Origin of the sequence: Pseudoalteromonas sp. Scap03, assembly GCF_013393115.1 — a bacterium.
Classification (GTDB): Bacteria; Pseudomonadota; Gammaproteobacteria; order Enterobacterales; family Alteromonadaceae; genus Pseudoalteromonas.
Map to the genome: position 1 here is coordinate 34416 of NZ_VDEU01000001.1, position 21954 is coordinate 56369.

The 21954-nt window shown below is 40.6% G+C and carries 16 protein-coding genes and 1 tRNA gene; 4 read left to right on the forward strand and 13 right to left on the reverse strand.

The genetic code is table 11. From position 1 onward, the window contains the following. Window positions 1–5: 5 nt before the first annotated feature. Window positions 6–1391: a DNA repair protein RadA gene (radA, locus tag FHG08_RS00165; protein WP_178956483.1), complete on the reverse strand. Its 1386-nt coding sequence runs from the start codon at window positions 1389–1391 to the stop codon at window positions 6–8. Window positions 1392–1946: 555 nt separating this feature from the next. Between radA and FHG08_RS00170 the strand changes: the two genes are divergently transcribed. After that, window positions 1947–4427: a PilZ domain-containing protein gene (locus FHG08_RS00170; RefSeq protein WP_178956484.1), complete on the forward strand. Its 2481-nt coding sequence runs from the start codon at window positions 1947–1949 to the stop codon at window positions 4425–4427. On the opposite strand, the gene serB is transcribed toward FHG08_RS00170, so the two are convergent. Then, window positions 4424–5449, reverse strand: a complete 1026-nt coding sequence (gene serB / locus FHG08_RS00175) for a phosphoserine phosphatase SerB (protein ID WP_178956485.1) — start codon at window positions 5447–5449, stop codon at window positions 4424–4426. The genes FHG08_RS00170 and serB overlap by 4 nt on opposite strands. A gap of 142 nt (window positions 5450–5591) precedes the next feature. Between serB and FHG08_RS00180 the strand changes: the two genes are divergently transcribed. Next, window positions 5592–6212, forward strand: coding sequence for an AhpA/YtjB family protein (locus FHG08_RS00180; RefSeq protein ID WP_138608770.1), 621 nt, complete (start codon window positions 5592–5594; stop codon window positions 6210–6212). Here FHG08_RS00180 and FHG08_RS00185 read toward each other — a convergent pair. From FHG08_RS00185 to prfC, 4 genes are all read right to left on the reverse strand, one after another. Further along, window positions 6179–6946, reverse strand: a complete 768-nt coding sequence (locus FHG08_RS00185; protein ID WP_138608772.1) for a TatD family hydrolase — start codon at window positions 6944–6946, stop codon at window positions 6179–6181. The genes FHG08_RS00180 and FHG08_RS00185 overlap by 34 nt on opposite strands. Before the next feature lie 13 nt (window positions 6947–6959). Next, window positions 6960–7598: a pyridoxamine 5'-phosphate oxidase gene (gene pdxH, locus FHG08_RS00190; RefSeq protein ID WP_178956486.1), complete on the reverse strand. Its 639-nt coding sequence runs from the start codon at window positions 7596–7598 to the stop codon at window positions 6960–6962. Window positions 7599–7918: 320 nt separating this feature from the next. Further along, complete coding sequence (argS, locus tag FHG08_RS00195) at window positions 7919–9661, reverse strand: arginine--tRNA ligase (RefSeq protein ID WP_178956487.1); 1743 nt, start codon at window positions 9659–9661, stop codon at window positions 7919–7921. A gap of 62 nt (window positions 9662–9723) precedes the next feature. Then, window positions 9724–11313 carry a peptide chain release factor 3 gene (gene prfC / locus FHG08_RS00200; protein ID WP_010387708.1) on the reverse strand — a complete coding sequence of 530 codons (1590 nt, stop codon included), beginning with the start codon at window positions 11311–11313 and terminating at the stop codon, window positions 9724–9726. A 359-nt stretch (window positions 11314–11672) separates the two neighbouring features. Between prfC and FHG08_RS00205 the strand changes: the two genes are divergently transcribed. Then, window positions 11673–14330, forward strand: a complete 2658-nt coding sequence (locus tag FHG08_RS00205; RefSeq protein ID WP_178956488.1) for an ATP-binding protein — start codon at window positions 11673–11675, stop codon at window positions 14328–14330. A 3-nt stretch (window positions 14331–14333) separates the two neighbouring features. Here FHG08_RS00205 and rimI read toward each other — a convergent pair whose 3' ends face one another. The 5 genes from rimI to guaB form a co-directional block, all read right to left on the reverse strand. Continuing rightward, the gene (gene rimI, locus FHG08_RS00210; RefSeq protein WP_171039644.1) at window positions 14334–14798 is read right to left on the reverse strand and encodes a ribosomal protein S18-alanine N-acetyltransferase; all 465 of its coding nucleotides are present in this window, start codon (window positions 14796–14798) and stop codon (window positions 14334–14336) included. After that, window positions 14785–15069: a hypothetical protein gene (locus tag FHG08_RS00215; protein WP_178956489.1), complete on the reverse strand. Its 285-nt coding sequence runs from the start codon at window positions 15067–15069 to the stop codon at window positions 14785–14787. Before FHG08_RS00215 ends, rimI begins: the two co-directional genes overlap by 14 nt. A gap of 65 nt (window positions 15070–15134) precedes the next feature. Further along, a tRNA-Trp gene (locus tag FHG08_RS00220) sits at window positions 15135–15211 on the reverse strand. Between the two features lie 145 nt (window positions 15212–15356). Next, a complete protein-coding gene (gene guaA / locus FHG08_RS00225; RefSeq protein WP_010387703.1) occupies window positions 15357–16934 on the reverse strand; it encodes a glutamine-hydrolyzing GMP synthase in 1578 nt (525 codons plus the stop codon). 104 nt (window positions 16935–17038) lie between these two features. Further along, on the reverse strand, window positions 17039–18508 hold the full coding sequence (gene guaB / locus FHG08_RS00230) for an IMP dehydrogenase (RefSeq protein WP_008110278.1): 1470 nt from the start codon (window positions 18506–18508) through the stop codon (window positions 17039–17041). A gap of 134 nt (window positions 18509–18642) precedes the next feature. Between guaB and xseA the strand changes: the two genes are divergently transcribed. Beyond that, window positions 18643–19977 carry an exodeoxyribonuclease VII large subunit gene (gene xseA / locus FHG08_RS00235; RefSeq protein ID WP_178956490.1) on the forward strand — a complete coding sequence of 445 codons (1335 nt, stop codon included), beginning with the start codon at window positions 18643–18645 and terminating at the stop codon, window positions 19975–19977. Between the two features lie 15 nt (window positions 19978–19992). On the opposite strand, the gene FHG08_RS00240 is transcribed toward xseA, so the two are convergent. Then, window positions 19993–20637 carry a hypothetical protein gene (locus FHG08_RS00240; protein WP_178956491.1) on the reverse strand — a complete coding sequence of 215 codons (645 nt, stop codon included), beginning with the start codon at window positions 20635–20637 and terminating at the stop codon, window positions 19993–19995. A 17-nt stretch (window positions 20638–20654) separates the two neighbouring features. After that, entirely contained in the window at window positions 20655–21473 is an 819-nt protein-coding gene (gene cysE / locus FHG08_RS00245) for a serine O-acetyltransferase (protein ID WP_008110273.1), read from the reverse strand. Window positions 21474–21954 lie beyond the last annotated feature (481 nt).

Sequence of the window (21954 nt, forward strand, 5' to 3'; positions counted from 1 at the left end):
AAGCGTTAATTTATTAAGCTAAGTAGCTCGTGCACTGTTTTAACTGGCGTTATTTTAGCACCTAGCCCTTCCATGGATTTATGGTAATTACGAAATGGGATAAATATTTCAGTAAACCCATGTTGCGCCGCTTCTTTAACACGGGGCACACCACTGTCGATTGGGCGTACATCACCATTTAAACTTAACTCTCCCATAATACAGGTGGTTCGTGGAACAACGAATTCGTTTAAACTACTCAAAAGTGCAGTAACAAGCGCTAAGTCAATACAGGTTTCTGATTCATCAATTTTTAAACCACCGACAATATTAAAAAACGTATCGTGGAATATTTTGGTTTTAGTGTGCTTACGTAAAATACCGGTAAGCATTTTAATCCGATTCATATTTAAACCAACACATACTCGCTGTGGAAACTCTGCCTCGGTTTCTGTGGTTAAACACTGAATTTCAAGTAGTAAATTACGATTTCCCTTACGAATACAGGTAATCGTCGACCCTGGTGACTCGGTGGTTGAACCCGATAAGAAAATTTCACTGGGGTTATCAACACTGAGCATTCCGCGTTCACACATTTTAAAAATACCGACAGTATCTATATCACCAAAGCGATTTTTATTAGCGCGTAGGGTGCGCACTTGACCATCGTTGGTATCAATATGTAACAGTGCATCAACTATATGTACTAGAGTTTGCGGGCCGGCTATTTCATTATTCTTATTTACGTGAGCAATAATAAACATAGTCACGTCGTTTTGCTTACAGTACTGTGTTAATGCCTGAGCAGCACTTTTCACCTGAGAAGGCGAACCAGGGCTACCATTTGCGGTATCGGTAACAACTGCTTGAATGGAGTCAATAACGGCAAATTTAATTTTGTTTTTATCAAGCTCTTCAATAATAGTTTCAACACTGGTCTCAGACAGTAAATAAAGTTCATCTTCGTTGTAATTAAGCTTTAACCGGTTAACCCTGTTTTTAAACTGCGACAGGGACTCCTCAGCAGTACAGTAAAGTGATGGCATACGCTGAGACATTCTTGCCACTAAATCAGATAGCAGCGTTGTTTTACCCGCCCCAGGATCGCCAGAAATAATATTAACTGAGCCGGTGGTTACACCGCCACTTAGCACACGATCTAGTTCACCAATTTCGGTAAGCTGTTTTTCAGCCTCTGCAGTGGCTACATCATTAATCTTTTTAGAACCACCACCAATGCCGCCTGCATAGCCACCTACACTTGCACGAGCAGCTACCTTTTTGTTTTGCCCTGCAGAGGGTTTAAACTCTGCTAAAGTGTTCCACGCGCCACAGCGACACTGACCTTGCCAGCGTTGATAGTTCATGCCACATTCTGTACAAACAAACTCTACTCTTGCCGCTTTAGCCATTTAAACCTTACCTACTATTCTTTATTTTGAAATACACAGTGTTAAGCGCTTATTTTGCCATTGCTGGCTCTACCTTAGCAACAACGTCTTGTGGATCAGCGCATTTAGTATCACACTCACAGTATGCTAATGTAGTTTCACTTAACCTACTTTAGGGCATGTTTCTTGCTTTAAAAAACTAATTAACCCTTGCCAATTAATTGGCTATTAGAGAATAACAATAAATAACCTGAACTCTGGTTAAGATATTTACTAACATATTGAGTCAAAATAGATATTTGTGCTTATTTTTCTCTAGCTAGAGATTTTTAGTGAAAACAAGGCGAAATTACGCGTCAATAGCTAGCCTATTGCAAGTAAACTCAACGCAGTTAGCGCTGAAAATAGCTGCTTGAGATGGATTTATTATCCGGAGTTCAGGTTAAAAACAAAGTATAGTTACGCATAGTATTATGGCCGCATTTGGCGGCTTTGCGAGATTCGATTTATTAAATATTCTAATAAAGAATTGTAACAGTATACCTACTTTTTAAATTAGACGGTGACGATTTATAAATGGCTGATGACGTATTGCTTAAGCATGAAGCGCTTGTAGATGAATTAAAACAGTATTTAGGAAATCCTAAATTTGATCTCATTTTCAAGACAAAAACCGCCGAGTTAACTAAACCCGAGCAGTTTTTAATAAAAATGGAAATGTCGCGTTTATCTCAGCCGATAGACCGTTTTATTGATCTGCGTAGTTTAGTCACTGGTCAAGTAAAACCTTATGAATACAAAGGCAAGCAGCACTTTATGGATGACACCGCTATTGAAGTATTTGAAGCGGCTATAAAACAACATAAAGATTACACTCTTGCAGTATACGAAGCGGTAATGAATACCGAAAATAATTATCGCGTATTACAACAAAAATCAACGACTACCCCACCTAAAGAAATTGAATCATCGCGCGAATTGTCTACCGATGTAATTAAATTTGCAGCTTATGAAAATCGCAGTGAAGAGCGGATGAATTACTCAATTAAAATTACTATTGAGTATGACGGACAAGCAAAAATCGATGCAAGTACCTCTGATATTTCAATCAGTGGCTGTAAAATTAAGTTAGCGTCGCGCTATCGCTTAAAAAAAGGTCAGCTTATAAATATGCACCTAGTAGGCTTAGAGCAAGATTTTCAGCTTGGCCTCAAAAGTGGCGTTAAATATGAAGTCGTTGCAATAGAAAACACCTCAGAAGAATTTAATCATATCCGCTTGAAGCGTACATTTGAAGAAAATAACAGCGCGTTTGATCGTTTTTTAGAAAGCTTTATTCATGGCAATAAACGCCGTTATAAAGTGAATTTAGATAACACCCTCGATGCAGTTATTTCTAAAGGGTATGAACAATATTATATACCTAGGGTTAATTCTTTATATGTTTTTATTAGCCAGCAAAACGGCGTTTATTATCCTAGCCTGAGCTTAACTACTGAAAACAGTTTATTTATTCAGCGTTATTTTACTGATGAACGCAAAAAATCATGCCTTTACAATGTGTTAAATCATAAGCGTATTCGTACCTTGGCGCTAAAACCGATTGCAGTAAAAGAAGAGTATTTGTATACCTTTACCCATGTCTCTGCAGGAAAAATTTATTATTACTCAGCCACTCGCTCAGAGCTTGAGCAACAAGCAAAATTAAAAGCGTTATTTTTTGGTTTTGGTAGCCGAAGAGACAGTTGGCGCTGCTTTAAATTACAACTAATGCCGAGTCATACTGAAGATGCTTATATTCCTTTATCTTTACCTAACTCTTTAGGCAAAGATATTGAAAAACTAAATAAACCACCTTCACCACGTGTTGAAGGCGCAATAAAAGACGTTAAGTATTTAATGCTACTTACCCAAGTTGGTAATGAGCATGAACAACAACATTATCAACAATATGAATTTGATAAAGCCTTAGCCAATAAATTGAAATATTTTGGCCACAGTAAGCACGCATCGCCACCGGAACTTAATACTGTGCCTCTAGAGTATGTAAATCTTCGCTCTAATAAACGCTATTTATACAAAACTAATGTTGTGATTAATACTCGTGATGCGGTATTACATGGGCATACCCGTGATTTTTCAATATTTGGCTTACAGCTAGAGTGCAATCAAGAAGTGAACTTTAAAAAAGGCGATATTGTTTCGTTATCATTTCCTGATTTGCAAAAAATTACTAAAAACTATTCATTAAATCTTATTCAATATGAAGTAATGGCTGTGAGTAAATCGCTGACTACCATTAATTTGAAAGCGTATGTAGATAAAGGCTCATCTCATACTGGGGTCGATTTTTTTACTCTTTTAATAAGTAGCAATAAACAAAAATTAAAAGTAGCAGAAGAATCACCTAAAGTACCCGGGCTTTCTACAGCACTTAGAAATATGGTAACCAAAACGCTTTGCCAGTTTCCGATTTATTTACATAAATCAATGGCGCATTTTGAAATTGGCGCTATGGGATTTGGTTTATATCCAAGCCCACTGCATATTATTTTGCAAAATTTTTCCTTATTAAATGCTAAAACAGACTTATCGGATATTATTACTAAAGCGCATATTATTGATGTGATCACCCCTAATATTAAAGAGCGTACCCGCCAAGATCCGCCATTAGAGTTTAGTTTAATAATTAACTTTGATCCTAAAAAAGATAATATAGCGGATGCTATTACCAGCCAATGTGTTTTAGGTACTGACTGCAGCGAGTTTAAACAGCAAGTAAGAAAAGGGCTTAAATCTGAGCTGATTTTTATAATGCGTTTATATATTTCACGCACTGGTCGACTCGATACTGACTACCTAGCAAACGAGCTAAAATACGTCAGCCAATACGCAATTCACAAGGCCAAAGACTTAGAGGATGCTTTGTGGTCTGTATCAGGTGTTGGCGATATTATTGATGTCAGTGATGAAGCGCTTGAGCATTTAGCGCTCAACCAACAACAGGTTGAGCAAATGTCTAGACGAAAGCTCATCTGGTTAAATCGTTTACGTTAAACCTTTGATGTGTTTAGCGGAACCGCCAGCATATATAACAGTTGCAATAACGAGCCTTGGCAAATAGCTGCTTGGGCTTGCTCAACTACTTTTGGTTTACCATGTACAGCAACGCCTAAGCCAGCTTGAGCCATCATTTTTAAATCGTTTGCGCCATCGCCAATGGCAACCGTTTGGCATTTTTCAAGCCCCAGCTTTTGTTGTAGCGAGTTTAAAACAACCGCTTTTTGCTCAGCATCAACAATCCCACCTAACACTTTACCTGTTAGTTTATCGTCTTTAAATTCAAGCACATTGGCATGCACTTCATCTAAATTAATCAGCTCCTGTACTCGCTCAGCAAACGGCACAAAACCGCCCGATGCAATCGCTAAATACCAATCATGGTGTTTTAAAATTTGGCATAACGCTTTAATACCGGGCATTAAAGGCAGTGTACTTTTAAGCTCATCAATTAAACTCTTTTCAATGCCTTCAAGCTTAGCAACACGCTGATATAAGCTTTCACTAAAATCAAGCTTGCCTGCCATTGCCTGCGCGGTCACGCTGGCAACCTCGTCATATACATTCGCCAAGCGTGCAATTTCATCAATACACTCAATAGTAATGGCTGTTGAATCCATATCCATTACTAATAACCCAGGTTTTTGTAAATCAGGGGGACAGGTTACTTGCACTAACTGACACGCCAAGGTATTTGCAAAAGTTTGAAGTTCAAGTGGATTTATTACACGCTCTGCATTTTCTATATAAAAACATAATGCCGGAGATAACCCTAAATCTGGCTGATATTGACAAATAGCCGTTACTTTTTGCTGGTGAGCCGCAAAGAACTCAATAATGCTATTAATATGCTGAATATTAAAATCACCGCCAAAGGCAATACTAAATAACCCGTGGTTTCTGTTTGGTGTTGTATTTAGTGGTGTAAAAACACCTTGTTGGTAGCTAAACCATTTATTAAGAATAAGTGATGATGATAATAGCTCAGCGCTTTGCTGTGCCATGTTCGCGTTCGACATGGGATCTCCGTTTATATTTCCTGACATTTAGCTCATTGATAATAAGGATATGAGATACAAAATTCGCCATCAGGGGGGATTTAGGGTTATAGTGTAGTTGTAACATCAAATCAAAATGCTGTCAGCAGCATAAACGGTGACTATGAAAAATAACCATCTTAAAAATCCACTTACAGCCTCGCAAAAAAAGCGTCTAATTCGTTTATTATTGGCCGCTGGCTGCTTTGTATTATTAAGCTGGGTAGGAATAAACAGTAGCTTTCAAAGCCATCAACTACTATATGATAGTGCTGATAGTGCAGCCAAGTCACTCACTCAGTTTATGGCACTGAATGCCAAAAACCCGCTGATAGAGAAAAACAAATCGCAGCTCACCACCTTGTGCAACAATATCAGTAAAGATGAGTTTGTTCTTTCAGCCACCATTTATGATAAACAAGGTGTAGTGCTTGCAAGCAGCGATAATTGGCAATCACATCATGTATATGGCTTACTACCAGACTCATCGCCTGGCATTAGTAAGTTAAAAACACCGTTTGTTGAACAAGTTATTTCTGACGACAATCGCCCTATTGGCTTTGTATCTATTACCTATTTAACGCGTGCTGCGGTATCTTCAAGCCATAATCATTTTCACGATTTAGGCCGCCAAGTATTACTTATGCTAGTGATTGCTTGTATTTTTACTTGGCAATTAGGCCGAGGGTTAAAACGCTGGCAAGTAAATCGTTATATACAAAAAACGTCAGAGCACGAATCATAAAGCTGCTCAGCTAATCGATATTTATCGCTATTTGACTTTAAAGCATAGAGCGCATCAAACACCTTAGGAATATGCAATGGGGTATTTATTTCTCCCTGATAACCATTTAGCGGCATTGAAGGTGAGTCAGTTTCCAGCACTAAATGCTGTGACTCAAGCTTTGCTACAACCGCACGAGTTTTAGCAGCCCGCTCATAGGTGATAACCCCACCCACTCCAAGCTTAAAGCCCATTTTTATATAATACTGTGCTTGTTGTATTGAGCCTGAAAAAGCATGGATCACACCGCCATTCTTAGGTTTACAACGCTTAAACGATTGCGCTATTAAATCATGGCTTTGTCTGTGATGCACAATCAGCGGTAACTCTAGCTCATTAGCAAGCGCTATTTGTTGCTCAAACAGAAAGGTTTGTTTTTCAAGGTTTTCGATACTGCGATCTAGCCCGCATTCCCCAATAGCCACAAGCTGAGTTTTGTTTGTTTTAGCAAAGTTATACAGTGATTCTAAGTGCGATTGCTGATGTTGCTCTAAAAAATAAGGATGTAGCCCTGCAGCTATTCTAATTTGTGGGTAGGTTGCTTTAAACTCGAGTAGTTTTTGAGACTGCGCCAAGCTAATGCCTGGCACAATAAATTGATTAATGCCCTTTGCTACACAGGCATTAATAAGCGATTCCCGATTTGTATCAAACTCACTAAAATCGAGATGACAGTGTGAGTCTATAAATTGCAAAACCAGTAGCCAACTAAGGGTTTAAGCGGGTTATTTGCCAGCTATTGTCGGCTTGACGCAGATACATAAAGCGATCATGTAAACGATGCGCTCCGCCTTGCCAAAACTCGATTTTTTGCGGCACAACACAATACCCGCCCCAAAAGTCAGGGAGCGGAATTTCACCTTTAGCGAACTTGTTTTTCATGTTGGTAAAGGTTTCCATTAGCACTTTACGCGACGAAATTGGACGACTTTGTTGCGACGCCCATGCGGCTAATTGACTTTCTTTAGGTCGAGATAAAAAGTATTTAGCAACAGCCGATGTAGGTAATGGCTGCGCTTCACCATACACAATTACTTGGCGATCCATAGGGTGCCATGGAAAGTGCAAGGAAATTTTGTTATTGCCTTTTAGTTCTTGCGCTTTACGTGAACCGGTATTAGTAAAAAACACAAAACCGTTATCATCTAAATGCTTTAGCAACACAATACGCTGTGAAGGCTGACCGGTTTCATCGACCGTAGCGACCACCATTGCTGTAGGATCAGGCAAGTTACTACCAACAGCATGCTCAAGCCACGTTTCAAACTGCTTAAACGGATCATCAAGCAAGTTGTCTTCACTAAGCGCATCTTGCAGGTATTCACGACGAATATCTTCGAGTTTCATATCAAATCCTTCTTTAAAAGCTATCAGCTACAAAATTGGTGAACATTCCGAACAGTGTCAATATAAAATTATCTGCAAGTGTAGGCGTGCTAGCAAGGCGGTAAAACTATTTATGTCAAGGAGCATACGGTTTGTATGTGACTTAGGCTAAATAATTTTACCAACGCAGCTAAAGCGAACTACACGCAGCAGACGCTCACCTAAGTAGTTTAGTCTAAGATAAGGCGGACACTCGACTTATCCCTATGAGCATACGTAGTTGTATGTGATTAGGGTCAGTCGAGTGGACAACGCAGTATTAGATTAAAATACGACGGTGATTACATTTGCTCCATGACTTCGATACCTAGTAGATCTAAGCCTGTGCGCAGCGTATCTGCCACTAAATTACACAACACTAAACGACTATCACGAACACTTGGCTCTACGCCCTCTTTAAGTACTGGGCAAGCTTCGTAGAATGTCATATATAGGCTAGCTAGTTCGTATAAGTAACCACATAATACGTGCGGTGTGGCTTCATTGATCATCAGATCAAGAACTTCTTCTAACTGCAATAATTTAAGCGCGAGCGTTTTCTCTTGCGGCTCAATAATGCTCACATCAGCCTTTAAGCTTGCAGCATCAACACCTGACTTACGGAAAATACTGCGAACACGCGTATACGCATATTGTAAGTAAGGGGCTGTTGCGCCTTCAAAGCTTAGCATGCTGTCCCAGTTGAAGATGTAATCGCTGGTACGATGCTTAGAAAGGTCAGCATATTTAACTGCGCCAATACCCACTTTACGTGCAATTTCACTACGGTCTTCGTCAGATAAATCTGATTCACGCTCAGCGAGTTTAGCTGCTGCGCGAGTAATTGACTCTTCAAGTAAATCAGCTAATTTTACCGTGCCGCCTGTACGGGTTTTAAATGGTTTGCCATCAGCACCCATCATGGTGCCAAATGGGCAAAACTCGTAACTGGTTTCATCACGTAATAAACCAGCTTTACGCGCAGTAAGCTCCACTTGATTAAAGTGAAGGCTCTGGCGCGCATCAACAAATATTAAAATACGCTCAGCGCCTAGTTTGTTTGAACGGTAATCACACGCGGCTAAATCTGTGGTTGCATATAAGAAGCCGCCACCTGATTTTTGCACGATAAACGCTGAAGGCTCACCGTCTTTATTTGCCAGCTCATCTAAAAATACCACTTGTGCGCCTTGCGACTCTACTGCAATATTTTTATCTTTTAATAGGCTAATAATATCGTTAAGTTCACTGTTATAAGCACTTTCAGCCATAATATCGGCAGGCGTAAGGGTTACATTTAAACGCTTGTATACTTCTTCAGAGTGCTTCACTGAAGTGGCAATAAATAGTTTCCACAGTTTTTCACAGTGAGCGTCGCCACCTTGCAGTTTAACTACGTAGTTACGTGCTTTATCGGCAAAGCCTTCTTCGTCATCAAAACGCTTTTTAGCATCGCGGTAAAAGGTTTCTAAGTCAGCAAGCGCAACAGTGTCTAAATCAACACCTTGGTTAATTTGATCTTCTAAATGCGCAATCAACATGCCAAACTGTGTGCCCCAATCACCCATGTGATTTTGACGTACAACGGTATCGCCTCTAAATTCAAGTGCGCGTACTACCGCATCACCAATAATAGTTGAGCGTAAGTGACCTACGTGCATTTCTTTTGCAAGGTTAGGCGATGAGTAATCAACCACTACTTTTTGTGGTTTGGGGTGCTCGTTTACTGCAAGTTTTGCGTGGTTATTAGCGGCTTGTACGCTTTGTGCTAAAAACTCAGGCTTTAAGTGAATATTAATAAAACCAGGGCCAGCAATTTCAGTTTTTTCGGCAATGTCGCTTACATCTAACTGATCAATAATTTTTTGCGCCAATTCACGTGGGTTACTTTTCATTTTTTTAGCTGCGCCCATCGCGCCATTAATTTGGTAATCACCAAACTGTGGACGTGTGCTTTGCGTAACCGCTGGGTTAGTATCTTCTGGTAGGCCTGCGGCGGTCATAGCGGCAATGGCTTTTTCTACTAAAATAGTACGAATATTCATTATATTATTTACCTTTATAAGCCCGCCAAAGCAGGCTTTGTGTTAATTCTAGTTGGTCAGTTCTAGTTTTCACGCGTGTGGTTAAATGTCACTTCAGGGTAACGCTCAGTCGACAAATTAAGGTTTACACGACTCGGCGCGATGTAAGTTAAATTATCGCCACCATCGAGTGCTAAGTTGCTTTCGCACTTACGCTTAAACTCTTCAAACTTTTTAACATCATCACAGCTAACCCAGCGGGCTGTATTTACATTAACGCTTTCGTAAATTGCATCAACGTTGTACTCAGCTTTTAAACGCGCTACAACCACATCAAACTGCAACACACCTACCGCACCTACAATTAAGTCATTATTAATTAATGGTCTGAATACTTGTACTGCGCCCTCTTCTGAAAGCTGTACCAACCCTTTTAATAACTGTTTTTGTTTTAATGGATCGCGCAGGCGAATTCGGCGGAACAGTTCAGGGGCGAAGTTTGGAATACCGCTAAACTTAATTTTTTCACCTTGGGTAAAAGTATCACCAATTTGAATCGTACCGTGGTTGTGTAATCCAATGATATCACCAGCGTAAGCATCAGCCGCACGCTCACGATCGCCCGCCATAAAGGTTACCGCATCAGAAATACTAACTTGTTTACCGATACGCACATGATTCATTTTCATGCCTTGGCTATATTTACCCGATACAATACGCATAAAGGCAATACGGTCGCGGTGCTTTGGATCCATGTTAGCCTGAATTTTAAATACAAACCCAGTGAAGTTTTCTTCTGTGGCTACAACTTGGCGATCTTCAGTCTCACGTGGTAATGGGGTTGGCGCCCATTGAGTTAACCCATCTAAAACATGATCTACACCAAAGTTACCAAGTGCGGTACCAAAATACACAGGCGATAACTCACCCGCTAAGAATAGATCTAAATCAAATTCGTGTGATGCACCAATAACCAACTCTAACTCGTCACGTAATTGCGCTGCAAGTTCATCACCAATGGCTTGGTCAAGCTCAGGGTTATCGAGCCCTTTAATGCTGCGTACTTCTTGAATAGTGTGACCTTGACCCGTTTTATATAAAATGGTCTCTTCGTTATGGATATGGTAAACACCTTTAAACTCTTTACCACAGCCAATGGGCCAAGTAACAGGTGCACAGGCAATATTTAGCTCTGTTTCTACTTCATCGAGTAGTTCCATTGGGTCGCGAATATCACGGTCACATTTATTCATAAAGGTAACAATAGGCGTGGTACGCAGGCGTGTTACTTCCATTAGCTTACGGGTACGTTCTTCTACACCTTTAGCAGCATCAATGACCATTAAACACGAATCTACCGCGGTTAAAGTTCGGTATGTATCTTCAGAGAAGTCTTCGTGTCCTGGGGTATCAAGTAAATTAACTAACGCATTGTTATATGGAAATTGCATTACAGAGGTAGTAACAGAAATACCACGCTCTTTTTCCATTTCCATCCAATCCGACTTAGCATGCTGATTAGAACCACGGCCTTTAACCGTTCCAGCTTTTTGAATTGCTTGTCCGAATAACAATACTTTTTCAGTGATAGTGGTTTTACCCGCATCCGGATGCGAGATGATCGCAAAGGTACGGCGTTTATTAATTTCGCTAAGGAGATTTTGGTCTGCCATTAAAAAGGTTCTTTTAGTTGATATACGGATGTATTTATATTTTAGTATGCTGAGCTTTTAAGGCTAAAAACAAGCTAACCTCTAAAGCTCAACATACCCCAACAAGAACCCAAATTAGTTCTTGTGATGCTATCCGTTAAGTTAATCGTAATTGAAGACTATTTTCGCTGATCTTGGCGCTATAAACAATCAATGGTTAGTTATTAACGGATCTTTTTTAATGAAGCGATTAATATTGGTGTTTCCAATTATTATTAACAATATCGATATAAATTGCCCACTAACTTAACACCAAGCTTGAGTAATAATGCTGTAAATCATATTATTGGTCAATTACATGGAAGATTTGATGTTGGGTAATGAAAACCAGTAAGCTAAGTATTCGATTATTATGGTATATAACTCCACTGGTTATACTGCCGTTGTTATTTTTAGGGGGCTTTACGCTCACTAATGTAACCAACTCCACGCAAAAACAAGCCGACTTGATCATGAGTCGCTTTGTAGAACAACAGCAGCAAAAAGTATTCAACTATATCGATTCTTTTCATGCAACGGCTAAGTTACTCTCTGCTTCACCGGTACTAAGTGACTTTTTAGCTAAAGATTTATTTGAAGACGCCAGCTATACCTATCGCCTTGGCGCGTTAATGGACGTATTTGCCAGTTACAGTGAAGCCTACCCTGACATTATTAGTATTAACTTAGTCTCAAAAACCGGTAAAAGTGACGCCTATTACTCCAGTAATTTAACCGTAGCGCCCAAATCCTACCCATTTTTTGATCAAGTAAAACAAAGTAATTTAAGTCAGCAGCAGTTTATGGTGCAAAAAGAAGATGGCACCACCAATTTATACTTTGTACAGCGTATATATAGCGTCGACTATTATTTAAAACGCCCACAACAGCTAGGCTTTATTATTCTTAAAGTAGACCCCTCTATTTTAAACACCAGTATTTTAGAAGCGCCTTATAACAACACCTTAAATTTATTACTGGCCAGCGATGGTAAAATTTTATTTAGCTCTGATTATAAAATGCGCGGCCACTATGTTACTAAATATGAATTAAATAAAATTAACGATCTAGCTGATATAGGTAGCTTATCAACTATTGAGCTTTCAAGTGTTGATAAAATAGAGCGACTAATTTTTGCCGCCCAAATGAGTGGCGGCTACTATTATGTGTCGACTATTCCTAAAGCGGTGTTATATCAATCGGGTAAAGCAATTAGTGTGATCACCGGGCTAATTGTAATTATTTCTGTGATCACCCTCCCAATCTTAATTTTTATTGTGGTGCGTAATTTACTGCTTAACCCAATAGAATTATTAGGTGAAGCAAGTCATCGCGTTGGTGATGGCGATCTCTCTGTTACACTACCTGCTTATACTACGGATGAAGTAGGGATACTGTTTAACGACTTTAATCACATGATTAACCAAATTAAGCATTATCAACAGCAACTTGAAGAATATAAGCATCACTTAGAAGACAAAGTAGAAAGCCGGACTAAGGCGCTTGAATCGATGAACAGCAAGCTTGAAACCGCCATAGCCCAAGCAGAACAAGCAAACCAGCTTAAAAGCCGCTTTTTAGCCAATATGAGTCATGAAATTCGCACCCCGCTTACAGCTATTATGGGATTTACAGAGCAACTACTGCACAGCGAAAAAGCAACCAATGACAAACACCATTTAGGTACTATTCTACGTAATTCAAAACATTTGTTAGAGCTTATTAATAATATTCTCGATCTTTCAAAAATTGAAGCCGAAAAACTCGCGGTTGAAAAAACGCCGCTAAATGTTGTACAGCTTATTCATGATGTTGAATCAATCATTAAACCTTTAGCACAAGAGAAACAGCTATCATTTACAATTAATTATACACTTCCGCTACCGCATACTATTAATAGTGATATTACTCGCTTAAAGCAAATACTCATTAATATTGCCAGTAATGCGGTTAAATTTACTGAGCAAGGTCAGGTTACTATAACCGCTAAATACCAAGCACCAAAAACGCTTACCTTTGTTATAGAAGATACCGGCATTGGTATGTCGTCAAACCAAATTAATCGATTGTTTACGCCATTTGAGCAAGCCGATGCCACAACGACACGTCGGTTTGGTGGTACGGGATTGGGGCTGTGTATATCAAAAAATTTGGCTCAATTGTTAGGTGGGGATGTAAGTGTAACCAGTGAGGTGGGCGTGGGTAGTTGCTTTACTATCGATATAGATTGCCATTTGAATAATAGCCTTGGCGGCAATTTATTATTAACCGAACACTCTCAACTAACACCAGAAAAGGATCCGCAGCTATCTTTTGCGAGCAACAGCTTTGATGCACAAATTTTGGTCGCAGAAGATAACCCCGATAATCAGTTATTGATTAAATTGCTATTACAAACATGGGGATTAGAGCCCGATATAGCCAACAATGGTGCACAAGCTGTAGAAATGGCATTAGTAAACGACTACCAGCTTATAATCATGGATATGCAAATGCCGGTTATGGGTGGGTTAGAAGCGACTAAAATGCTTAGAGATGCAGCCTACGATGGCCCAATTATCGCCCTAACCGCGAATGTGATGAATCATGATATTGATACTTACCTTGAAGCAGGCTGTGATGAAGCGCTGGGAAAACCTATTGATAAAGACGCACTAGAAAATGTATTAGTTAGCTATTTACACCTTGAGCGTGATAACCAAAATAAGTGGGATAGCTTATTGAAGAGCGAAAAGTTTCAGCAAATAAACGCAAACTATTTAGCAAGTTTGCCAGATTATTTGCAACAGATAAAAACCCTATATAACAGCCAAGATTGCGAGACACTACGCGCCCTTGCCCACAGTATTAAGGGCAGCGCTGGTTGTTTTAACTTTGATGAAATTTACCAAAGCGCTTCAGCGGTTGAACACAGTTTAAAAGGTAATGATATGCCACAAAGAGAAAAGTGCGTAGCAGAACTTATTGCTGCAATAGAGCAAGCCATCGCTAATAAGTAATCGTTAAAAATTTAAACCCAGTGCCATGCCCATTAAAATCGCGTCTTCAAAGCCGTTTTTATTGGGTGCATCACTGGGGTAATAATTTTTACGTACTGACATTTCAATAAAGCCCGCACGTTCATACAAAGCAATAGCCCGCGTATTAGATTCGCGGACTTCTAAAAATAAGTTTTCAGCGCTGTGTTGCTCACCATAAGCTATAAACTGCGTTAATAACTGCTGAGCAAACCCTTGCCCCTGAAAGCTCGGAGCAACACAAATATCCATTAAGGTAAAATCGGGCCCTGCTTTTTCACCAATGTAAAAACCTATCATTTGCTCGTCGTCGAACGCGGCTAAATTAAAATAGCGGCCCTGCAAACACGACTGCATCGTTTTTAATGTCCAAGGATGTGTGTGGCAAGTGGTTTCAATGGCCATTAGCTCATTGATATTCTCATCGGTAACTGACTTAAAGTGTATCAAGGTGTTCACTCATTAATGCCCATAACGCACGTTTTTGTGCACTGGACAGGGTGGAATCAGGCAAGCCTAATCGTTGCTCATTAAACTCAATAGTTGATGACTTAACAATCTTGTTAATTGTTACAGGCGCAAATGCACGCTCAATATCATCTTTTAATGTATCACTGAGTATTAACGATGAATTAGCTGACTGCTCTGACTGAGCTGGGCGAAAGTGTTGATTAAGTTCAAGCTTTTCTATACCAAAAACAGATGCGTAACGTGAATGCATAACGACTCGATGGAATTAGTAAGATGAATAATATAGGAAGTAATCAAAACGATGTAAAGAAGAAATGGCAGGGGCGGAGAGATTCGAACTCCCAACCGTCGGTTTTGGAGACCGCTGTTCTACCAATTGGAACTACGCCCCTGCAATGACGATGAATTATAAAGACCTTTTGACAAAGGTAAAGTAAAAATTCAACTTTTCGGTTTGTTTGCTTTTTAAATAAACAAAACGGCGAATTAGCATGCTAATTCGCCGTTAGTTATTACTTAATTATAGCAATGGGAGGATTATTCCCACTCGATAGTGGCAGGTGGTTTACCTGAAATATCGTAAACAACACGAGAAATACCGTCGATTTCATTAATGATGCGGTTTGAAACAACACCTAAGAACTCATACGGTAAATGTGACCAACGCGCAGTCATAAAGTCGATGGTTTCTACACAACGAAGTGAAACAACCCAATCGTACTTACGTGCATCACCCATAACCCCTACCGACTTAACCGGTAAGAATACAGTAAACGCTTGACTTACTTTATGGTAAAGCTCTGCTTTGTGAAGCTCTTCAATGAAAATAGCATCAGCGCGGCGTAATAAATCACAGTACTCTTTTTTGATTTCGCCAAGTACACGCACACCTAAACCTGGCCCTGGGAATGGGTGACGGTAAAGCATGTCGTACGGTAAACCTAGCTCTAAACCAATTTTACGTACTTCGTCCTTAAATAACTCACGTAATGGCTCTACTAAGCCCATTTGCATATCATCTGGTAAGCCGCCCACATTATGGTGCGATTTAATTACGTGCGCTTTACCAGTCGCTGAGGCCGCTGATTCGATTACGTCAGGGTAAATTGTACCTTGGCCTAACCATTTTGCGTTTTTAAGCTTTTTAGCTTGCTCATCAAATACGTTAATAAACGTATGGCCAATGGCTTTACGCTTATCTTCTGGGTCTGATTTACCTGCTAAGTCATTTAAGAATTGATCTTCGGCATCTACTTTTACAATGTTTAAACCAAACTTATTGCCAAACATGTCCATGACTTGTTGGCCTTCGTTTAAACGAAGTAGCCCGTTATCTACAAATACACAGGTTAGTCGCTCACCAATAGCGCGGTGAATAAGCATCGCCACAACCGATGAATCTACACCGCCTGATAAGCCTAAAATAACTTCGTCGTCGCCAACGGTTTCTTTGATACGCTCAATAGCATCATCAATTATTTTTGCTGGCGTCCATAATTTTTCACAACCACAAATATCAATAGCAAAACGTTCTAATAAGCGTTGACCTTGATGTGTGTGTGTTACTTCTGGGTGAAATTGTACGCCGTAAAAACGTTTTTCTTCGTTAGACATTGCCGCATGTGGACAAGTAGATGTTTTAGCAGTAGTTTTAAAAGTATCTGGAATTTCCATTACTTTATCGCCGTGGCTCATCCACACGTCAAGTACGCCATTGCCGCCATCAGTAATATGATCTTCAATTGCATCAAATAATGCACAGTTACCCACTTTTTCAACTTGTGCGTAACCAAATTCTTTTTTATCTGAGCTATGTACACGGCCGCCAAGCTGCGTTGCCATAGTTTGCATACCGTAACAAATACCAAGTACGGGTACGCCAGCATTAAATACATACTCAGGAGCACGCGGGCTGTTTTCAAGCGTAGTTGATTCTGGGCCACCTGAAAGGATAATACCTTGTGGGTTAAACTCGCGAATTTGCTCTTCGGTTACATCCCAAGCCCAAAGCTCACAGTAAACACCAATTTCGCGTACGCGACGGGCAATTAACTGCGTGTATTGTGAACCAAAATCTAAAATGAGGATTCGTGAATCGTGAATGTCTTTGCTCATGAAGTATCTCGTAAAGTCAGGTGCTAAACGCCACCAGCTTAAGCTGTGTGACTATATTAGGGCTAACAAAGGTTAGCCCACTTATTTCAAGTTGTTAAGGCTGATTAGCCTAAACGGTAGTTCGGTGCTTCTTTAGTGATTTGCACATCATGAACATGCGACTCACCCATACCAGCAGAAGTAACACGTACAAATTGTGGCTTAGTGTTTAGCTCTTCAATGGTGGCACAACCGGTTAAACCCATTGCACTGCGAAGACCACCCACTTGTTGGTGAATAATGGTTGCAATTGGTCCTTTATAAGCAACACGACCTTCAATACCTTCAGGTACTAACTTGTCAGCTTGGTTTGATTTTTGGAAGTAGCGATCTGATGAACCTTCTTTTTGATCCATCGCTCCTAGGCTACCCATACCACGGTAAGACTTGTAGTAGCGACCTTGATAAAGTTCAACTTCACCCGGAGCTTCTTCAGTACCCGCGAGCATAGAGCCAACCATTACACACGATGCACCCGCAACCAATGCTTTTACAATATCACCAGAAAAACGAATACCGCCATCGGCAATCACTGGAATATCGCGACCTTTAAGGCCTTCAACCGCATCTGAAATAGCTGTTATTTGTGGTACACCACAACCAGTAACAATACGTGTAGTACAAATAGAACCTGGGCCGATACCTACTTTAACAGCATCAACACCGGCATCTGCAAGGGCAATAGCACCTTCGGCAGTTGCCACGTTACCCGCAACAATTTGTAAATCTGGGTAAGCTTGACGAGTCGCTGCAACACGGTCAATAACACCTTGAGAGTGACCATGAGAAGTATCGATTAGTAGTACATCAACACCGGCTTCAACTAATGCAGCAATACGCTCATCAGTACCTGCGCCAACACCTACCGCAGCACCTACACGTAAACGACCTTGCTCGTCTTTACATGCATCTGGTTTGTCTTGTGCTTTTTGGTAATCTTTTACGGTGATCATGCCTTTAAGTTTAAACGCATCATCAACCACAAGAATCTTTTCAATGCGGTGTTCGTGCATTAAGCTTAAGATATCTTCGCGAGCGGTGCCCTCTTTAACCGTTACTAGGTTTTCTTTTTTCGTCATCACTGTTGAAACCGGCTGTTCAAGCTTAGTTTCAAAGCGCATATCACGACTAGTTACGATACCTACAAGGTTATTTTCGCTATCGGTGACCGGAAAACCTGAGAATCCCTTTTCCTGAGACAGCTCAACGGCATCTGCAATAGTCAGATCGGCGGTTACTGTAACAGGGTATGAAACAATACCTGCTTCATAGGTTTTAACTTTACGAACATTTTTCGCTTGTTCTGCAATGGTCATGTTTTTATGAATAAAACCAAGACCACCTTCCTGCGCGAGGGCAATAGCTAAACGAGCTTCTGTAACAGTATCCATAGATGCTGAAATGAGCGGCAAGTTAAGTTTGATACCACGCGTTAAGCGAGTTGAAATATTTGCCGTGTGTGGCAAAACAGTAGAATGACCAGGTACTAAAAGTACGTCATCAAAGGTAAGAGCTTCTTTAGCGATTCTAAGCATTTTGGCAACTTCTCACATGTGGATCTAAGATAAGGAATTGCGGCCAAATTTTAACAGCGTTGCAGGCACTAGTAAATAATATTTTGTATTTATTTATGATAAGCTAGGTTTATAAATGTTTTTTGGTAGTTTTTATGTTTTCTAAGCCCTCGCAAACGGTTTATACCGTATCTCGCCTTAATCGTGAAATACGTGCCTTACTTGAACAAGGTTTTGCGTCTTTAGTACTCACCGGTGAAATTTCAAACTTTATCACCCCAGCATCTGGGCACTGGTATTTTTCGTTAAAAGACGACAAAGCGCAAATTAAAGCCGCCATGTGGCGAGGTAATAATCGCAACCAAAGCTACCGCCCTGTAAATGGCGCACAAGTAACCGTTAAAGCTCGTGTATCTTTGTACGAACCCCGTGGTGACTACCAGCTTATTGTAGAAAGCATGGAACCTGCAGGAGAAGGGCAACTTAAGCAAGAGTTTGACGCGCTAAAAATGCGTTTGGCTGCAGAGGGTTTATTTAGCTCCGTTTATAAAAAATCCCTACCCCAAAACATAAATCGCATAGGGGTGATCACCTCACCTACAGGCGCCGCAATTAAAGATATTTTAACTGTGCTAAAACGTCGTGCGCCGCAATTAGAAGTGGTTATTTATCCTGCTATGGTGCAAGGCAAAGAAGCGCATGGTCATTTAATCAAGCAAATAGAGCTGGCAAATCGTCGTAACGAAGTCGATGTGATTATTCTTGGGCGCGGTGGTGGTTCATTAGAGGATTTATGGTGTTTTAATCATGAGCAACTTGCTCGTGCAATTTATCAAAGCGAACTACCCATTGTGAGCGCTGTTGGCCATGAAATAGACACCACGATTAGCGATTATGTCGCTGATGTGCGCGCTGCAACGCCCTCGGCGGCCGCAGAGCTAGTAAGCCCCAATACGCAAGAACTGCACAATAGAGTTAACCAATTAATTAGCCGTTTAGCGAATGCATTTAAACATGACATTGCCGATAAACGCGCACTGGCAACTCAGCTACAGCATCGTTTAAATTTATGCCACCCGCGCAATCAGCTTAACCAAAAGTCACAACGCTTAGATGAGTTGAGTATTGCACTGCAACAGGCAATGCGTCAGCGTTTATACCAGCAAGAACGCGTGTTAGCTAATTTAACTCCACGCCTAATGCGCCAATCACCAGATAAAAAGCTAGCAAATGCAAACCATCAGTTAGCACAGCTACATGCAAGGTTACACCAAGCGATGCAGCAGCAACTACAAAACGCAAATAATACGCTTGCCTTACAGGCGAGTCGGCTTGATTCGGTTAGCCCCCTTAATGTATTAGCGCGCGGTTACAGCATAACGAAAACGGCGCAAAATAAAGTGGTTAAATCAGTGGAAGATGTAAAAGTGGGTGATGTGTTGATCACTGAGTTAGTAGATGGCCAAGTTATTTCAAAGGTAGAAGCTTAGCCATATTGCTAAGCGCTAGCCTTGCGTACTTACGGTAAACTCAATACGGGCATCGTTAGATTGAGATGCACTGAGTTTAAATTGCTGCCACCAAGGTTCAAGATGAAGCTTATCGTTAATCTCGCGCCATAATTTAGCCCCATAACTAACGGCATTCTGGTTTATGGTAAGCTCAAACTTGCAAATTGTTTGCTTACACTTAAGCGCTGTAAGCTCCGCGCTATCTGCAAACTCATTAATAATTAAAAAGTCATTTAACGCGACTTCAAGCTCGTAACTCCATTCGAGATTATCAGCTTCTTGCTCAAACTGTATTGCGAGCTCATCATCAAGCTCTACACTTTCTAATTGATTTAACTTTAGCTGTTGTTGAGACTGCTTAAGCTGGATTGATTTTTTTTCAAGCCGCTGATTAAGCTCAACCACATGTTGTGCTAGCTGAGTTTGTTGATCAGCCTCTTGGGCTTTATTAACCTGCACTAAACCTTGCAAAGTAGTTGGCTGATTATTGACTTGAGTGTTAGGCGAAGAGATTACAGCTTGTTTGGGCGCTGAGGAAACACCAGTGGAATCTTTAAAAAACAAAAAGTAACCACTTGCTAACGCCACGCCTGAAGAAAAACAGAGCAGCATGGCCACAAGGTTACTTTTATATATCATTTCTAGGTACTCAAAAATTAAAGCATGGCACTGGTGTGCGATTCGTTTTCTGGCTCGGGGTATTCTAAAAAGTTTTGGTTCATACTTTCTGCCGGGCACTCACAATCAGGACGACCAATAATTTTTGCAGGTACACCAACAGCAGTTGTGTGAGGTGGCACAGGGCTTAGTACCACAGAGCCTGCACCAATACGTGCGCCCTCGCCTACTTCAATATTACCCAACACTTTAGCACCCGCACCAATAAGTACGCCCGCTCTAATTTTAGGATGGCGATCGCCTTGCTCGTTACCCGTACCACCTAATGTAACCGATTGTAATATCGATACATTATCTTCAATTACTGCAGTTTCACCTATAACAATACCGGTGGCATGGTCAAACATGATGCCTTGGCCTACTTTACAGGCAGGGTGAATATCAACCCCAAACACCTCTGAGGTACGGCTTTGAATAAAGCGTGCAAGCTCTTTACGGTTTTGTTGCCATAAGCAGTTAGCTAAGCGGTGCGCTTGTATCGCATGAAACCCTTTTAAATTTAAAATCACAGTAAGGTAGGTTTCGGCCGCAGGGTCACGGTCTTTTACCGCTTTAATATCATGAGCAACATACGTCAGCATCCGGTCACACTTTACAAAAGCTTGGTCAAACAGCTCACGGATTGTAAAGGCAGAAACCACAGCGTCAGCTAGTTTATTAGCAACAATAAAACTCAATGCAGACCCTAAGCATTCGTGATTTAAAATACACGAATACACATGGCTCGCTAAAAGAGGTTCACGGGTTACTACTTCATTTGCTTCACTGCGAAGCTGTTGCCAAATTTCATGACGCATAATAATGCCTTAAGATTAGTACAAAGAGCCTACCGCTAATTCTAACGGATTTAGCCGCCTAGGTGTTAATCCCTTTGTTATTTGTTCTAGTTATTAGATATAACCAGGGTCTGTTGACCTTTCAAGGTTAAATTTGCAGCAGCCTGTTTGGTATTTAAGCAAGGCAGAGCCTATGCAGTGTGGTTATTCCTCATAAGTAGATGAAGGCGCTACCCGAAGGGTTCTGCCTAGAGGCGATTTACTCTTTGTTGTCTACATGGATGTAGGTAAGGGGCGTGAGCAGGACGCGGAAGCTTTGCTCGGTTTTTACTTATTCTTACATGGATGTAAGCCAGTAGAATAACGCAGGAGCAGTTATCGAGCCCACTAGGTTACAAACCTCGCGCCGCGATTAAACCGCCCCTAGTTTGAACAAATTTTAATCCGCAAAGGTTAACAGACCCAAGTATTTACAACCTAAAATATAAAAATGCCCCAATGC

Coding starts and splice junctions, on each gene's coding strand:
- prfC (WP_010387708.1), bottom strand. CDS start 11,313: ATGGCAGACCAAAATCTCCTTAGCGAAATTAATAAACGCCGTACCTTT.
- FHG08_RS00205 (WP_178956488.1), top strand. CDS start 11,673: ATGAAAACCAGTAAGCTAAGTATTCGATTATTATGGTATATAACTCCA.
- guaB (WP_008110278.1), bottom strand. CDS start 18,508: ATGCTTAGAATCGCTAAAGAAGCTCTTACCTTTGATGACGTACTTTTA.
- radA (WP_178956483.1), bottom strand. CDS start 1,391: ATGGCTAAAGCGGCAAGAGTAGAGTTTGTTTGTACAGAATGTGGCATG.
- guaA (WP_010387703.1), bottom strand. CDS start 16,934: ATGAGCAAAGACATTCACGATTCACGAATCCTCATTTTAGATTTTGGT.
- FHG08_RS00215 (WP_178956489.1), bottom strand. CDS start 15,069: ATGCATTCACGTTACGCATCTGTTTTTGGTATAGAAAAGCTTGAACTT.
- FHG08_RS00170 (WP_178956484.1), top strand. CDS start 1,947: ATGGCTGATGACGTATTGCTTAAGCATGAAGCGCTTGTAGATGAATTA.
- argS (WP_178956487.1), bottom strand. CDS start 9,661: ATGAATATTCGTACTATTTTAGTAGAAAAAGCCATTGCCGCTATGACC.
- serB (WP_178956485.1), bottom strand. CDS start 5,449: ATGTCGAACGCGAACATGGCACAGCAAAGCGCTGAGCTATTATCATCA.
- pdxH (WP_178956486.1), bottom strand. CDS start 7,598: ATGAAACTCGAAGATATTCGTCGTGAATACCTGCAAGATGCGCTTAGT.
- cysE (WP_008110273.1), bottom strand. CDS start 21,473: ATGCGTCATGAAATTTGGCAACAGCTTCGCAGTGAAGCAAATGAAGTA.
- xseA (WP_178956490.1), top strand. CDS start 18,643: ATGTTTTCTAAGCCCTCGCAAACGGTTTATACCGTATCTCGCCTTAAT.
- FHG08_RS00240 (WP_178956491.1), bottom strand. CDS start 20,637: ATGATATATAAAAGTAACCTTGTGGCCATGCTGCTCTGTTTTTCTTCA.
- FHG08_RS00180 (WP_138608770.1), top strand. CDS start 5,592: ATGAAAAATAACCATCTTAAAAATCCACTTACAGCCTCGCAAAAAAAG.